13 protein-coding genes are annotated in these 13,018 nt (G+C 65.3%); 8 read left to right on the plus strand and 5 right to left on the minus strand.

Going from position 1 to position 13,018, the window contains the following annotated elements:
- Positions 1-22: 22 nt before the first annotated feature.
- From VVR85_RS09850 to dnaB, 3 genes are all read left to right on the plus strand, one after another.
- Positions 23-991 (plus strand): universal stress protein, encoded by a 969-nt coding sequence (locus tag VVR85_RS09850; RefSeq protein WP_368520718.1) that lies wholly within the window; start codon positions 23-25, stop codon positions 989-991.
- Positions 992-1,024: 33 nt separating this feature from the next.
- Entirely contained in the window at positions 1,025-1,525 is a 501-nt protein-coding gene (locus VVR85_RS09855; protein WP_368520719.1) for a hypothetical protein, read from the plus strand.
- Between the two features lie 206 nt (positions 1,526-1,731).
- On the plus strand, positions 1,732-3,189 hold the full coding sequence (dnaB, locus tag VVR85_RS09860; protein ID WP_368520720.1) for a replicative DNA helicase: 1,458 nt from the start codon (positions 1,732-1,734) through the stop codon (positions 3,187-3,189).
- Here dnaB and VVR85_RS09865 read toward each other — a convergent pair.
- The 4 genes from VVR85_RS09865 to VVR85_RS09880 form a co-directional block, all read right to left on the minus strand.
- The gene (locus tag VVR85_RS09865) at positions 3,156-3,698 is read right to left on the minus strand and encodes a VanZ family protein (protein ID WP_368520721.1); all 543 of its coding nucleotides are present in this window, start codon (positions 3,696-3,698) and stop codon (positions 3,156-3,158) included. The genes dnaB and VVR85_RS09865 overlap by 34 nt on opposite strands.
- A gap of 36 nt (positions 3,699-3,734) precedes the next feature.
- Complete coding sequence (locus tag VVR85_RS09870) at positions 3,735-5,066, minus strand: MFS transporter (RefSeq protein ID WP_368520735.1); 1,332 nt, start codon at positions 5,064-5,066, stop codon at positions 3,735-3,737.
- An 84-nt stretch (positions 5,067-5,150) separates the two neighbouring features.
- Positions 5,151-7,436, minus strand: coding sequence for a heavy metal translocating P-type ATPase (locus tag VVR85_RS09875; protein ID WP_368520722.1), 2,286 nt, complete (start codon positions 7,434-7,436; stop codon positions 5,151-5,153).
- Positions 7,437-7,637 (minus strand): heavy-metal-associated domain-containing protein, encoded by a 201-nt coding sequence (locus VVR85_RS09880; protein WP_070768798.1) that lies wholly within the window; start codon positions 7,635-7,637, stop codon positions 7,437-7,439. It abuts the gene before it with no gap.
- A 182-nt stretch (positions 7,638-7,819) separates the two neighbouring features.
- Here VVR85_RS09880 and trxA point away from each other — a divergent pair, with 182 nt between their 5' ends.
- Positions 7,820-8,203, plus strand: a complete 384-nt coding sequence (gene trxA, locus VVR85_RS09885; protein ID WP_368520723.1) for a thioredoxin — start codon at positions 7,820-7,822, stop codon at positions 8,201-8,203.
- A 102-nt stretch (positions 8,204-8,305) separates the two neighbouring features.
- Positions 8,306-9,157, plus strand: coding sequence for a PspA/IM30 family protein (locus tag VVR85_RS09890; protein ID WP_368520724.1), 852 nt, complete (start codon positions 8,306-8,308; stop codon positions 9,155-9,157).
- A gap of 13 nt (positions 9,158-9,170) precedes the next feature.
- Here VVR85_RS09890 and VVR85_RS09895 read toward each other — a convergent pair whose 3' ends face one another.
- Positions 9,171-10,337 (minus strand): NYN domain-containing protein, encoded by a 1,167-nt coding sequence (locus VVR85_RS09895; RefSeq protein ID WP_368520725.1) that lies wholly within the window; start codon positions 10,335-10,337, stop codon positions 9,171-9,173.
- A 254-nt stretch (positions 10,338-10,591) separates the two neighbouring features.
- Here VVR85_RS09895 and VVR85_RS09900 point away from each other — a divergent pair, with 254 nt between their 5' ends.
- The 3 genes from VVR85_RS09900 to VVR85_RS09910 are packed head-to-tail and all read left to right on the plus strand — an operon-like array spanning position 10,592 to position 12,818.
- Entirely contained in the window at positions 10,592-10,966 is a 375-nt protein-coding gene (locus VVR85_RS09900) for a GntR family transcriptional regulator (protein ID WP_368520726.1), read from the plus strand.
- A gap of 27 nt (positions 10,967-10,993) precedes the next feature.
- Positions 10,994-11,812 (plus strand): ATP-binding cassette domain-containing protein, encoded by an 819-nt coding sequence (locus tag VVR85_RS09905; RefSeq protein WP_368520727.1) that lies wholly within the window; start codon positions 10,994-10,996, stop codon positions 11,810-11,812.
- The gene (locus tag VVR85_RS09910; protein ID WP_368520728.1) at positions 11,805-12,818 is read left to right on the plus strand and encodes a hypothetical protein; all 1,014 of its coding nucleotides are present in this window, start codon (positions 11,805-11,807) and stop codon (positions 12,816-12,818) included. Before VVR85_RS09905 ends, VVR85_RS09910 begins: the two co-directional genes overlap by 8 nt.
- The last annotated feature ends 200 nt before the right edge of the window (positions 12,819-13,018 follow it).

A 13,018-nucleotide genomic window follows, 5' to 3' on the forward strand; every position in this document is an offset into this window, starting at 1 on the left:
GCCCCCGTAATGAATTAGGTTCATGCCCACAGACAACCTCCCTGACGATCTCGCCGAAGTAGCAGAATTGCCGCAGACCATGCGCATTTTGGTCTCGTGGACCCCGAGCTACTCCGGCACTGAGGCGATCGGTTTTGCCGCCTGGTTGTCGCGGACCATGCCCGTCAAGGTGCGGGTTTTGTCTACCCTTTTGCAGCCCTGGGCGGCCACGCCTTTGTTCAAGCTGGGCAAGAAATACAAGAAATACTTCCGCAAGGAAGCCGAGGCCTGCCGCGCCGAGGTGGAAAAGGCCCTGTCCGCCGCGGGACTGGATGAGTCCTACTGGGACGACGAGGTCTCGCTGTTGTCGAACGGCTCGTCCAAGCCGCAGCTCATCACGGAGGCGGCGAACGACTTCGCGGCGGACATGATTTTCTTAGGGCCCAACCAAGCCGCGCCGAAGGGCCGTTTCATGGCCGGCTCCACCGCGGATACCCTCCTGCATTATTCGCCCGTGCCGGTCGGGCTGGCGCCGAAGCAAGTCAAGCTGTCCAAGCACGGGGTGACCCGCGTGAACTTCGCCTTCACCGAGGAAGACGGGCAGAAGGACGATCCGGCGCTCGGCCGCGCGGCGGAGATGGCCCACACGTGGGGAGTGCCGCTGCGCATCGTGGCCTTTTCCCCGTCCGGCATCATCCACGCCCCCTTCGACAACCACCGCGATGTCGCGGACGAGCTGACCAACCAGTGGCGCGAGCAATCCCTGGCGCTGCTGGACGTCGCCCGCGACTGGGTGATGGAACGGTACCCGGAGCTGGACGTGCGCACCGACATCGGCATCGGCAGCGGCTGGCGCGGCGCGGTCGACGCCCTGAAGTGGAAAAAGGGCGATTTCATGGTCATGGGCTCGAATCCGCTGGGCCCCATCGCCCGGGTCTTCATCGGTTCGACCGCCACGGAACTACTGCCGCACATGCGCGTGCCGGTCTTGGTCTATCCGGCGGGTCACTAAGCGGCTAGCGGCTGGGCTAGACTAGGCCCCACTATGTCCTATAATTCGCGGTCCCATAATTCGCGCGGCTTCGAGCACCCGGAAAACGATCTGTCTACGGACGCCGATTTCAGCAACGTGCCCCGGCCGGAGCCGCACAGCTTCGACGAGCTCGCGGACGAGCCGGACCCGGCTGTCATCGCCCAGAGAAACGAGCAATCCAGCCGGCAGGCCCGCTGGTACGTCGGCTCGGTGCTGGTGGCCTCGTTCGCAGTCGCTTTCGTCCTCGGCATCATCATGCGGCTTATCGGCGGCCCGCTGTGCGAGGCCGGGGAGGCCGCCTGGCTGTGCAGCCCCGGCCAGCAGATCTTCTGGGGCTTTGCCGTGCTCGTGGTCCCGGTCTTCGGCATGTTGGGGTGCGGCGCCATCCTGGTGCGCAAGTACCGCGGCTATATCCGCTGGCGGCCGTGGATGGGGGTTATGTGGGTGCTCATCCCCAACTGCATGATCTGGATCTTTACCGGCCTCCAGTACGTCATCGTGGCGACCATGTAGGCGGCGGCCGAGGGCGTCCCGCGAGGGATTCCAGGACAAAGGCAAAAGAGCAGGAAGAGGCCCGGAAGGGGCAGTGCCTGAGCCAGTGTCTGCGGTGGCGGTTAAACTGAGTTGACCGCGCTGACAGAGATGACTGAGATTACCGACACTAAAGAGACTACCGAGACTACTGCGGACATTATTTTCTGAAGGGGAGCGAGACGACCATGGCGGCTGAGGCGAACGCGAGTTTCGACAGCTTTGACGACGGGTACATCCCGCCGGAACCGCCGGACGAGGGCGGCTACCGCAGCTATTCCCGTCCGGCCAAGCGTGGCGGCCGGGAGGATTTCAACCAGCTAGCGGAGTACCGGCACCCGCCGGCCAACAAGGACGCCGAGCAGGGCGTTCTGGGCTCCATGCTGCTCAACCCCAGCACGCTCATCGAGGTCATCGAGGAGCTGGACCCGGAGGACTTCTACTACCCGGCGCACAGCATCATCTACCACGCCATGCTGGACCTGTACTCGGAGAACAAGCGGATCGACCCGGTCATTTTGGCCTCCCGGCTAGACCGCTCCCACGATCTGGACCGCGTCGGCGGCGCGCCGTACCTGCACACGCTGCTGTCTAGCGTGCCGACGGCCGCGAACGCGCGTTACTACGCCGAGATCGTGGCGGAGAAGGCGGTGCTGCGCCGCCTGGTGGACGCCGGCACCCGCGTGGTGGAGCTCGGCTTCGAGGGCACGGAAGACCAGGAGCTGGAGGGGCTGCTGGACAGCGCCCAGCAGCAGGTCTTCGCGGTCGCGCAGAAGAAGACCGCGGAGGACTACCACGTCCTGGGCGATCTGATTACGCCTACCATCGATGAGCTCACGGAGCTGCAAAACGGCGGCCAGGAAACCGGCGTGCCGACCGGCTTCTACGATCTGGACAAGCTCACCCACGGCCTGCGCGCCGGGCAGATGATCATCATCGCGGCCCGCCCGGGTGTCGGTAAGTCGACGCTGGCCATGGACTTCATGCGCTCGGCCTCCCTGGCCCACGGCCGCACCTCCGTCATCTTCTCCTTGGAGATGTCCGCGTCCGAGATCGTCATGCGCTTGCTCTCCGCCGAGTCCGAGGTCAAACTGTCGGACATGCGCGGCGGCAACGTCAGCGGCGACGACTGGACCAAGATCAATGACACCCTGAACCGCATCCAGGACGCGCCGCTGTTTATCGATGACTCGCCGAACCTGACGATGATGGAAATCCGCACCAAGGCCCGCCGCCTCAAGCAGCAGCACGGCCTCGACCTCATCGTGCTGGACTACCTGCAGCTGATGTCCTCGGGCAAGAAGGTCGAGTCCCGCCAGCAAGAGGTCAGTGAGTTCTCCCGCTCCCTGAAGCTTCTGGCCAAGGAGCTGGAAGTGCCCGTCATCGCCATCTCCCAGCTGAACCGTGGCCCGGAGGCCCGTACCGACAAGCGCCCGCAGCTGGCCGACCTGCGTGAGTCCGGCTCTCTGGAGCAGGACGCGGATATGGTTATGCTGCTCTACCGCCCAGACTCCCAGGACCGCGACAACGAGCGCGCCGGCGAGGCCGACATCATCCTGGCCAAGCACCGTGGTGGGCCCATCGGCGACGTCGGCGTCGCCCACCAGCTGCACTACTCCCGGTTCGTCAACATGGGGCACGGATAGGCGCCGGCCAGATCGACCACCTTGTCCGCGTCGCCCAGGCGCGGGCCGAGTACCACGAGCACGAGGAAAACCGCGGTCAGGACGAAGGAGAGACCCCGCCAGACGGGGTAGGCCCGGCGGCCGCAGGCGCGCGCAATCAGCGCGCCGATGAGCGCCCCCAGGGTGTTAAACAACAAATCATCGACGTCGGTCCGCCCCAGTGCGCCCAGGTACTGGACCACCTCGACGGCCAGGCTCACCGCGAAGCCCCACGCGGTCACCCGGCTAACGCTGGGCACCAGGATGAAGGCCAGCACCCCGAAGGGGACGAAGAACGCCGTGTTGCCGGCGTACTCAAAGAGCGGGGCAAACCAGGTAGAGCCGGCGAATTCGTCGAAGGGGACCAGGTGCAGCTCCCGGACCCGCTGGCGCGCCGGGTCCCACAGGTAGCCGATCTGGTAGAAGGGCTTCAGGGTGGTGATGGCCACCATCACGGCGAGGTAGCACAGGAGCGATAACCAAGTACGCATGGGCATTATTAAAGCACGCCGGGCGCGGGGTGAGCCCTAATCGGCGGGCTCCTTGTTCGCCTGCTCCGGCAGGGCCCAGGCCGCCGCGGCGGCGATGGCGAAGGAGACCGCGAAAAGGACAAAGAGCCACGGGGTGCCGGCCGCGGCCACGATCGGCGGCACGATGAGCGGGGCGGCGATGGAGGCCAGCCGGCCGAAGCCGGCGGCCGCACCCGTGCCTCGGCCGCGCAGGCGGGTGGGGTAGAGCTCTGGGCCGATGGCGTAGAGAGCGCCCCAGGCGCCCAGGTTGAAAAACGACAGCAGGCAGCCGGCGACGATGATGAGCGCGTCGGTGCTAGCCCAGCCGTAGAGACCGGCGGCCAGCGCGGATCCCACCAGGAAGACGGTGAGGGTGGCCCGCCGCCCCCAGACCTCAATGAGCCAGGCGGCCGCGGCGTAACCGGGCAACTGCGCCAGGGTGATAATCAGCGTGAAGCTGAAGGACTTCACCAGGCCGAAACCGTCCGCGACCAGCAGGGAGGGGATCCAGATGAACGCGCCGTAGTAGGACAGGTTGACGCAGAACCACACGGTCCAGAAGGCCGCGGTGCGGCGGCGCAGGCGCGGCGAGAACAGGGATTCCTTCTCATCCTCCGGGGCGGTTTCCACCGCGGCCGGCGGCTCGGTCTCTACGGTGGCGCCGGATTTTTCGGCGGAGTCTTCGAAGGAGCGGACGATCTTCTCGGCCTCCGAGTGGCGGCCGCGATCCTCCAGGAAGCGCACGGACTCCGGGAGTCCCAGGCGCACGTAGGCGGCGTAGGCGGCGGGCACCATGCCGATGAGGAGCGCCCAGCGCCAGCCCGAGTCGGAGGCGCCGACGACGAAGGTGCCGATGACGGTGGCGGCGATCCACCCCAGCGCCCAGAAGGCCTCCAGGATCACCACCAGCCGGCCGCGGATGCGGCGCGGGGAGAACTCCGAGACGAGTGTGGAGGCCACGGGCAGCTCGGCGCCCAGCCCCAGGCCGACGATGAAGCGCAGGACGATGAGCACCGCCAGGCCCGTCGCCATCGCGGAAGCGCCGGTGGCGAGGCCGTAAACGAGCAGAGTGGCGGCGAAGACCTGGCGGCGGCCCAGCTTGTCGGCGAGTAGCCCGCCGACGGAAGCGCCGATGGCCATGCCGATGAAGCCGGCCGAGGCCAGCCACGAGGTCTGGGTGCTGCTCAGGTCCCAGTGCAGGGCGAGTGCGGCCATGATGAAGGAAATCAGCCCGACGTCCATCGCGTCGAGCGCCCAGCCGAGCCCAGAGCCAAAGATGAGCCGCCGGTGTTTAGGGGTCACCGGCAGGCGGTCCAGGCGTTGGTTGCGGGTCAGGGAAGTAGGAGTGATAGGGGGTCATGGAAACCTAACTGTAGGACGTGCCCCCGCCCAAGGCCAGTGTTTTATGCGGCTGCCCAGGACTTTTCTTTTCTCCTACCCCCGAATTGTGCTCTGAAAGCCGCGTAGCCGCAGGGAGTTGCTGACCACGAAGACGGAGCTTAGCGCCATGGCCAGCCCGGCGAAGAGCGGGTTGAGCAGACCGAAGGCGGCCACGGGGATAAGCACCACGTTGTAGGCAAAGGCCCAGAACAGGTTGCCCTTGATCGTGCGCAGCGTGCGGCGGGAGAGGCGGATCGCATCCACCGCGGCGCGCAGGTCGCTGTTCATCAGGGTGATGTCGGAGGCCTCGATGGCCACGTCCGTGCCCGCACCCATGGCCAGGCCCAAGTCGGCCTGCGCCAAGGCGGCGGCGTCGTTGATCCCGTCGCCGACCATCGCCACGTTGTGCCCGCCTTCTTGCAGCCGCCGGATGACCGCGACTTTGTCTTCCGGCATAACACCCGCGGTCACGTCCGCGCTAGCGATGCCGACCTGCTCGGCCACGGCCCGGGCCGCGCCCTCGTTGTCGCCGGTGAGCAGGTGCGGGCGCAGGCCCAGCTTACGGAGTTGGGCGATGGCCTCGGCCGAGGTGTCCTTGACCGTATCGCGCACGTCGATGACCCCGATCGGCTCCTCGTCGCGGGTCACGACCACGGCGGTGCCGCCGGCTTCCTCCGCCCGGGTAAAGGCGCTGGCCAGGCCCTGGGCATCGGAAAGCTGCGCGGCCGGGCGGCCGACGCGGACGGTGCGGCCGTCGACGTGGGCCTGCGCGCCCTGCCCGGCCACGGTGGTGAAGTCGGTGGCGGTCGGGACCGCCGAGTCGCCCTGGGCTTCGGCGCAGATCGCGCGGGCGATGGGGTGCTCGGAGCCGGCCTCCACGGCGGCGGCTAGGCGGAGGACCTCCGCCTGGCTGGCGGTGCCGTCGGCGCTGAAGACCTCGGCCACCCGCATGGCGCCCTCGGTGACGGTGCCGGTCTTGTCCAGCACGATGGTGTCGACCTGCTTGGTCGACTCCAGGATCTCCGGGCCCTTGATGAGCAGCCCCAGCTGGGCGCCGCGCCCGGTGCCCACCAGCATGGCGGTGGGAGTTGCCAGGCCCATGGCGCAGGGGCAGGCGATGATGAGCACGGAGACCGCGGCGACGAATGCCGCTGCCACGCCGCCGAAGAAGAGATGGACCACGAGGGTCAGCGCGGAGATGGCCAGCACCACGGGAACGAAAATCTGCGCGATGCGGTCGACCAGCCGCTGCACCGGGGCCTTGGAGGCCTGGGCGGCGGTGACCAGCTCGGCCATCTGCTGCAGGGTCGTGTCCTTGCCGACGCGCGTGGCCTTGACCTCCAAGCGGCCGGAGGAGTTGATGGTCGCCCCGGTGACCGTGGAGCCCTCGGTGACCTCGACGGGCAGGGACTCGCCGGTGAGCATGGATTCGTCGACGGCGGAATTGCCCGCGATGACCACGCCGTCGGTGGCGATTTTCTCGCCGGGCCGGACGACGAAGACATCGCCCTCGGCGAGCTCCTCGATAGGCACGCGCACCTCCTTACCGTCGCGCAGGACCGTGGCATCCTTGGCCCCCAGGGTCAGCAGCTCGTTGAGGGCCGCGGAGGATTGGCCCTTGGCGCGGGTCTCGAACCAGCGGCCCAGCAGCAGGAAGGTGATGACCATGCCCACCGACTCGAAGTAGATGTGGTCCATTTCGGCGTGGTTGGAGCTAAACGTCATGTGCATGGTCATGCCGGGCATGCCGGCGTTGCCGAAGAACATGACGTAGAGCGACCAGAAATAGGCCGCGGAGGTGCCCAAGGAGATGAGCGTGTCCATGGTGAACGCGCCGTGCTTAAGGTTCGCCCAGGCGGCGGTGTGGAAGGGGGCGCCGCCGACCACGTAGACCACGGTGGCCAGGAGGGCGGCCGCCCACTGCCAGTGCATAAACTGCCAGGCCGGCACCATCGAGACGACCATGATGGGGGCGGAGAGCATCGCCGCCCAAGCGGTGCGGCGGGCCAGCTGCCGGGCCTCGTCGTCGCGGGCCGCGGACAGCGCGTCCGTGGGGGAGTCACCCGCCGCGCCACCGGAACCGTTGTCCCCGGCGCCGGAGAGATCGAAGGCGTCGTAGCCGGCGGCCCGGACGACGTCGATAAGCGATTGCGGCGTGGACAGTTGCGGATCGAAGTCGATCGCCGCGGTCTCGGTGGCGAAGTTGACCTGGGCGTCAACGCCCTCGACCTTGTTGAGCTTGCGCTGCACCCGTGAAGAGCAGGAGGTACAGGTCATCCCCGTGACGCCGAGATCTAGGTGGGCGGTGTCAGCGGAGCGGGCAAGATCGGGGGCGGTCATTTACTTCACCTGGTATCCGGCCTCGGTTACGGCGGCGGCGACCTGCTCGTCGCTGAAGTCCTCGCCCGTGACGGTGAGCGTGCCGGTGGTGTGATCGGCGTTGGCCTCGGTCACGCCGGCGATCTCGCTGACCTCTTCCTGGACGGAGAGTTCGCAGTGCCCGCAGGTCATGCCTTCGACGGTGTAGTTCTTGGTGGCCATGGTGGCTCCTTTCCTCGCGTTGCTTTCTCTCTCATGGTATACCCCCAGGGGGTATAGGGCAAGGGTAGGTTCCCTCCCGATTGGCCCGGGAAAATGCCACACCGGAAGAAACGGAATAAAGGCGAGTCCGGTACCGTTGTGGCCAACGTACCCGTACCGCGAATTTAAGGAGAACGTTACAGATGGCGACCATCGATGTGACCGAAGATAGCTTTGAGAAGACTGTTACCGAGGACGGCATCGTCCTCGTAGACGCCTGGGCCGATTGGTGCGGTCCGTGCAAGCGCTTTGCCCCAATTTACGAGGAGGCTTCGGAAAAGCACACCGATCTCACCTTCGCCAAGCTGGACACCGAGGCCAACCAGGGCCTGGCTGCCGCCCTGCAGATCCAGTCCATCCCGACCCTGATGATCTTCCGCGACTCCATCATGGTCTTTCGCGAGGCGGGCGCCCTGCCGCCGGCCGCCCTGGAGGACCTCATTGAGCAGGTCAAGGGCCTGGACATGGACGAGGTCCGCAAGCAGGTTGCGGAACAGAACGCCCAGGCAGACGCCGAAAACAACTAGGCTTTCCGCAGCTTTCGCCGCACGCTTTCTCGTGAGTAACGCTAAACTCGCGAGAAAGCGATTTTTTATGCTCGATGTACCCGAGGAGTTGACTTAAAAGCTATGGCTAATCCGTTCAGCAAGGGCTGGAAGTACTTGATGAGTTCCTTCGATCAGAAGATCGATGAGAACGCTGATCCCAAGGTCCAGATCCAGCAGGCCGTCGAAGGGGCCAAGAAGCAGCACCAGGAAATCTCCGATCACGCCGCGGAGATCATCGGCAACCGCAACAAGCTGGAAATGCAGCTGAACCGCCTGGTCAAGACCCGGGAGGAGTACCAGAACCAGACCAAGCGCGCGCTGGAGCTGGCGGATAAGGCCACCGCGGAAGGCGATAGCCAGAAGGCCCAGGAGTACAACGACGCCGCTGAGGTCCTGGCCTCCCAGCTGGTCTCCGCAGAAAACGAGCTGGAGAACCTGAAGACCCAGCACGCGGCTGCGGAGCAGGCCGCGGAGCAGGCGCAGCGCCAGCAGAAGGAGTCTTCCGCCCGTCTGAAGGAGCAGCTGGCCCAGGTGGACCAGCTGATGGCTCAGGCGGACCAGGCGGAAATGCAGGAGAAGAACTCCCAGGCGCTCGACTCCATGAACGAGCTGACCCCGGACGGGGATACCCCGACCCTGGACTCGGTGCGGGCCAAGATTGAAAAGCGCTACACCGACGCCCTGGGCGCGCAGGAGCTCTACCAGGACTCCGCCGGGGCCCACATGCAGGAAATCGCCGCGAGCGGCACGGACATGAAGGCGGCCGCCCGCCTGGACGAGATCCGCGCCTCGATGAACAGTGGCAAGCAGGTGGAATCCGGCGCGGATACCACCGCCGAGCTGGAATCCGGCGAGGAGGGCGAGGCCCAGGACGCCGCTGACTCCACCACCTCGGCTGAGTCCGCAGAGTCCACCGACTCCGCGAAGGACTAATCCCTAGCGGAAGCTAGTTATCGCGGCGGACGTTGATGAGGACGCCGCGAATCCCGGAGTGGAAGCCGTCGCGCAGATTGACGCGCTGGCTTTCACTCAACGTGTATTCGTGCAGCGTCTCGCACGCGAACTGCAGCAGCGGGCGGTCGATTTCCGGGGGAAGCCCGCCGCCCGAGAGCAGGTGGGCCTGGTCGCGCTGCTCCGCGTTGGCGGCGTTGTCGAACCACCATGACGCGTACTGCTGGCCCACGTCGAACGGGGTCTGGAAGCCGGCGGAGGTCCACACCTCCTCGGGGAGCGGGACGTAGCGGGAGCGCAGCTTCCGCCGCGGCGCCATCATGGACGGCTTCGGGGCCGGTTTCTTGTTGTCGGGCTTCTTGTTGGCCGGCAGCTGGTCCCCGGGCTTTGGGGCCGGCTTGGGCGCCGGTGCGGCGGCCGACGCCTGGGCCTGGTCCGGCTTGGCGTCCGGCTGCGGCTTGGCTGCGTCGCCGGCGATTTCCTTTTCTACCCGGGAGTCTTCCTCCGGCGGCAGCGGTGCGTCGGCCTGTTCCGGCTCGGCATCCGCGCCCTCGGCGCAAGGATCGCCGGATCCCTCGGCCGAGCTGGTGTCCCGGACGGCGGGAGGCAGCGGCCCCTCGAGGACCTGCAGCTCCATCGCGTCGGCGAAGTCTTCGCGCGGGTCCAGAATGGTGGTCGAGTCGCAGGCGTGGCGCAGGGCGGAGGACATAGAGTCCCAGCCGAAGCCGTAGAGGTGGACGCGCACGCCGTTTTCCGTTGCCTCCTGGACGCCGGGGATCATGTCCGCGTCGCCAGAAACCAACACGAAATCCGTGAACTGGCGGCCATAACCGGCGATGACCATGTCGGCGACCAAGCGGGTGTCAACGGCCTTTTGGGTACGCCGTTCGCCCCACTCGATGAGCTGGCCCGTCCGCAGTTGGACGCCGTCGCAGGTACGCAGCGCGCGCTGGTAGCGGTGGGGGCCGGTGTCCGGGATGCCGTCGTACCAGTTTTGGCGGTGGACGGGGTTGCCAATCTGGTTTTCAATCATGGACCCGAGGGTGGATACCACCTCGGGAAGGTCGATTTCTAGCTGCGCGCGAGCTCCAATTTCCCAGGAGTTGTAAAAGCTCGCCAACAAATACGAGGTGTCGACGAATACAACTGTGCGTTCAAGCATGGCTCCTAAAATCCGTTTCTCTTTGTTCTAACTAAGTTTCGGTACCTCCCAGTCTGCCTCATTCACGTGTGAACGTCGATCTCTTTTTCCAAAACTGCAGGCAGAGAGTTGAAATCTAGAAGTTAACGCCGAAATTTCGCCCGAAGGGTTGTGGAAAACCGGCGCCTGGGTATAGGTTAGTTATGTGAGTAACTAACCGACTAACTAACCAACTACCCTTCACCAACGAAAACACGACAGATCCCGAGGTGGACATGGATAACGCGACCCAACCTTTGTTCCGGCAGATCGCCACATTGGTCGAGGACTCCATCGTGGACGGAACGCTGGCGGAGGGCGCGCAAGCGCCCTCGACCAACGAGCTGGCCGCTTTCCACAACATCAACCCGGCCACCGCCCGCAAGGGCCTGACCGTGCTGGTTGACCTCGGGGTCCTGGAAAAGCACCGCGGGATCGGCATGTTCGTGGCGGACGGAGCAACCGAACTCATTCGCAAGCGGCGCCGCGGGGACTTCGCCGCGGAGTATGTTGCCCCGCTCATCGATGAGGCGGTGCGGCTCGGCTACGAGCGCGAGGGGCTCCTCGACCTCATCGTGCGCGTGGCCGAAAGCCGCGGTCTCTACCACTAGACCCGCAAAACACAAAGGAGTACGACGATGATTACGACCTCCGATTTCGCCTTCGAACCCGGCTTAACCCACGGCTTGGTGGGCCGCAACGGCATTGGCAAGACCACGTTGCTGCGCCGGATAGCAGGCCACCTCCCTGCCGCGGGCGTGCGGGTGGACGGGCAAGAGCCCTTCGATAACCCGGCTGTGCTGGACAAGACCATCCTCATGGGGATTGACACCCCGCTCATCGACGGGTGGAACACGCGCAAACTCATGACCATCGGTAAAGCGCGCTGGCACACCTGGGATGCCCAACGCGCCGAAGAGTTGATTGAACGCTTCGACCTGCCGAGCACGAACTACGCGAGCCTATCGCGCGGCCAGAAGTCGGCCCTCGGCATCGTCTTCGCGGTCGCCTCCGGCTGCGAGAACATGCTTCTCGACGAGCCCTACCTGGGCCTCGATGCGCGCAACCAGGAGGTCTTCTACGAGATCCTGCAGGAAGAGCACGGGCGCACCATCATCGTGGCCACCCACCACCTCGACGACTTGGCGGCCTACCTGGACACCGTCTCCCTGATGGGCGAGAACCCGGTCACGGGCCGGGTCGAGGAGATTTTGGAAGGCGTACTCGAGCTCACCGGCAATCCGGAACAGCTCGACAGGGCCCTGTCGCGCCTGGACGTGCCCGTCCTGGATCGCCACGAAGGAAAGCTCGGTTCCAAGGCGCTTGTCGATGCCCGCCCGAACCTCACCGACGCCGTCTTCGAGCAGGCCCGGGAGCTGGGGCTGCGCGCCAGCGAAGTCACTCTCGCCCGCGCCGTGGCGGCCCTGGCCCAGGTGGGAGGCGAGCACAATGCCTAACCGATTCCGTCTTCTTTGGGCCATAAGTACGAAATGGAAGCTCGTCGCATACGGAGTCTTCTTCCTGATGTGGGGAGCGGCCATACTTCCGGATGCGAGTGCCTGGGAATCGGTGCTCATCAGTGCCTTTATCGCGGTGTCGGCGTGGTTTACGGTCCCCGAATTTGCTCCCTTCCAGTTGTTGGGCTTACCTGCCCGCGAGTGGCAGAAGCTGCGCAAAGTCCATGCCAGTTTATTTCTGCTGCCGGCCGCCATCTCCGCGCTAGTCGCCCAGTGGTGGATTGCCCTGCCGACCGTCGCGGTTGTCGCGTTGATTTGGTTCAGGCCGGGCGAACCGGAACGCCAGTCCCTGTCGGAACGTCTACCGGAAACCGACGGACGGACCGACAACGGGATTTTCCCGCCGATGCCGGCGGCGCAGATTGTTTACCGACCCCTGGTTCGCAGCTGGCTAGCGCTTTGGGCGGTAGTAGGCCTGGTGGCGATCATTCTTGGCATCACTAACTACTTCTGGGGCTGGGCGAACCCCGTCGTGGCGGCGTCAGGGGTCGCGGGCGTGCTGGTGCCGGGCGTGCTGGTGCCGTTCGCGATGGATACCGTCCGCCAGTCCTGGCGGGACAACCTCGTCTTCGGTGGCACGCGCCGGGCGTGGGCAAATGCCGCGTGGCTGACCGGCTGGTTGAACGTCGCGTGCGCGTTGTTGTCGGGAGCGCTGGGCTTTCTCTTCGGCTACGGCGATATCTGGCAGGTCGTCTTTGTAGCCTTCTGGATTGCGCCCATTGCCGTTACGCTAGAGCTCATCTCCATAAAAAATTGGTGGGCGTTCGCCGCGGTGCTGGTCATGCTTGCCATAAGCATTAGCGCGTGGGTGAAGTTCCCGGGATGGGGAGTGGCGCTGCTCGGCTTCCCCTTCGCCGCCTACTTCATTTCGTGGGGCCTGTTCCGGGTCTCCGCCGGCGGTGCGAACCTGGGCGGCGGAATAGTGCGCAAACTCGGCCTCGAATAAGCGCGTTAAAAAGTGGTCCTGCCAGGCGATTTGTGGAATGTAATACCGGTGTGTAAATTCATATGGGTCAGCGCGACCGACAGCGCCCCTCCTTGAGACAGAGTCCAAGGAAGAGAGGCGGCAGGAAAACAGGCCCTGACAAAAATCTTTTCAAAGCTCTTAAATGAGCACGTACTTTTTGTGTGTGTTCGTTTGGGTGG

The sequence above is a fragment of the Corynebacterium sp. LK2590 genome (genome assembly GCF_040946105.1).
Classification (GTDB): Bacteria; Actinomycetota; Actinomycetes; order Mycobacteriales; family Mycobacteriaceae; genus Corynebacterium.

Bases quoted from the DNA above. Each gene is read 5' to 3' on its own strand.
- VVR85_RS09850 (WP_368520718.1), top strand. From the start codon at position 23: ATGCCCACAGACAACCTCCCTGACGATCTCGCCGAAGTAGCAGAATTG.
- trxA (WP_368520723.1), top strand. From the start codon at position 7,820: ATGGCGACCATCGATGTGACCGAAGATAGCTTTGAGAAGACTGTTACC.
- VVR85_RS09905 (WP_368520727.1), top strand. From the start codon at position 10,994: ATGATTACGACCTCCGATTTCGCCTTCGAACCCGGCTTAACCCACGGC.
- VVR85_RS09855 (WP_368520719.1), top strand. From the start codon at position 1,025: ATGTCCTATAATTCGCGGTCCCATAATTCGCGCGGCTTCGAGCACCCG.
- VVR85_RS09895 (WP_368520725.1), bottom strand. From the start codon at position 10,337: ATGCTTGAACGCACAGTTGTATTCGTCGACACCTCGTATTTGTTGGCG.
- VVR85_RS09900 (WP_368520726.1), top strand. From the start codon at position 10,592: ATGGATAACGCGACCCAACCTTTGTTCCGGCAGATCGCCACATTGGTC.
- VVR85_RS09880 (WP_070768798.1), bottom strand. From the start codon at position 7,637: ATGGCCACCAAGAACTACACCGTCGAAGGCATGACCTGCGGGCACTGC.
- VVR85_RS09865 (WP_368520721.1), bottom strand. From the start codon at position 3,698: ATGCGTACTTGGTTATCGCTCCTGTGCTACCTCGCCGTGATGGTGGCC.
- VVR85_RS09910 (WP_368520728.1), top strand. From the start codon at position 11,805: ATGCCTAACCGATTCCGTCTTCTTTGGGCCATAAGTACGAAATGGAAG.
- VVR85_RS09890 (WP_368520724.1), top strand. From the start codon at position 8,306: ATGGCTAATCCGTTCAGCAAGGGCTGGAAGTACTTGATGAGTTCCTTC.
- VVR85_RS09875 (WP_368520722.1), bottom strand. From the start codon at position 7,436: ATGACCGCCCCCGATCTTGCCCGCTCCGCTGACACCGCCCACCTAGAT.
- dnaB (WP_368520720.1), top strand. From the start codon at position 1,732: ATGGCGGCTGAGGCGAACGCGAGTTTCGACAGCTTTGACGACGGGTAC.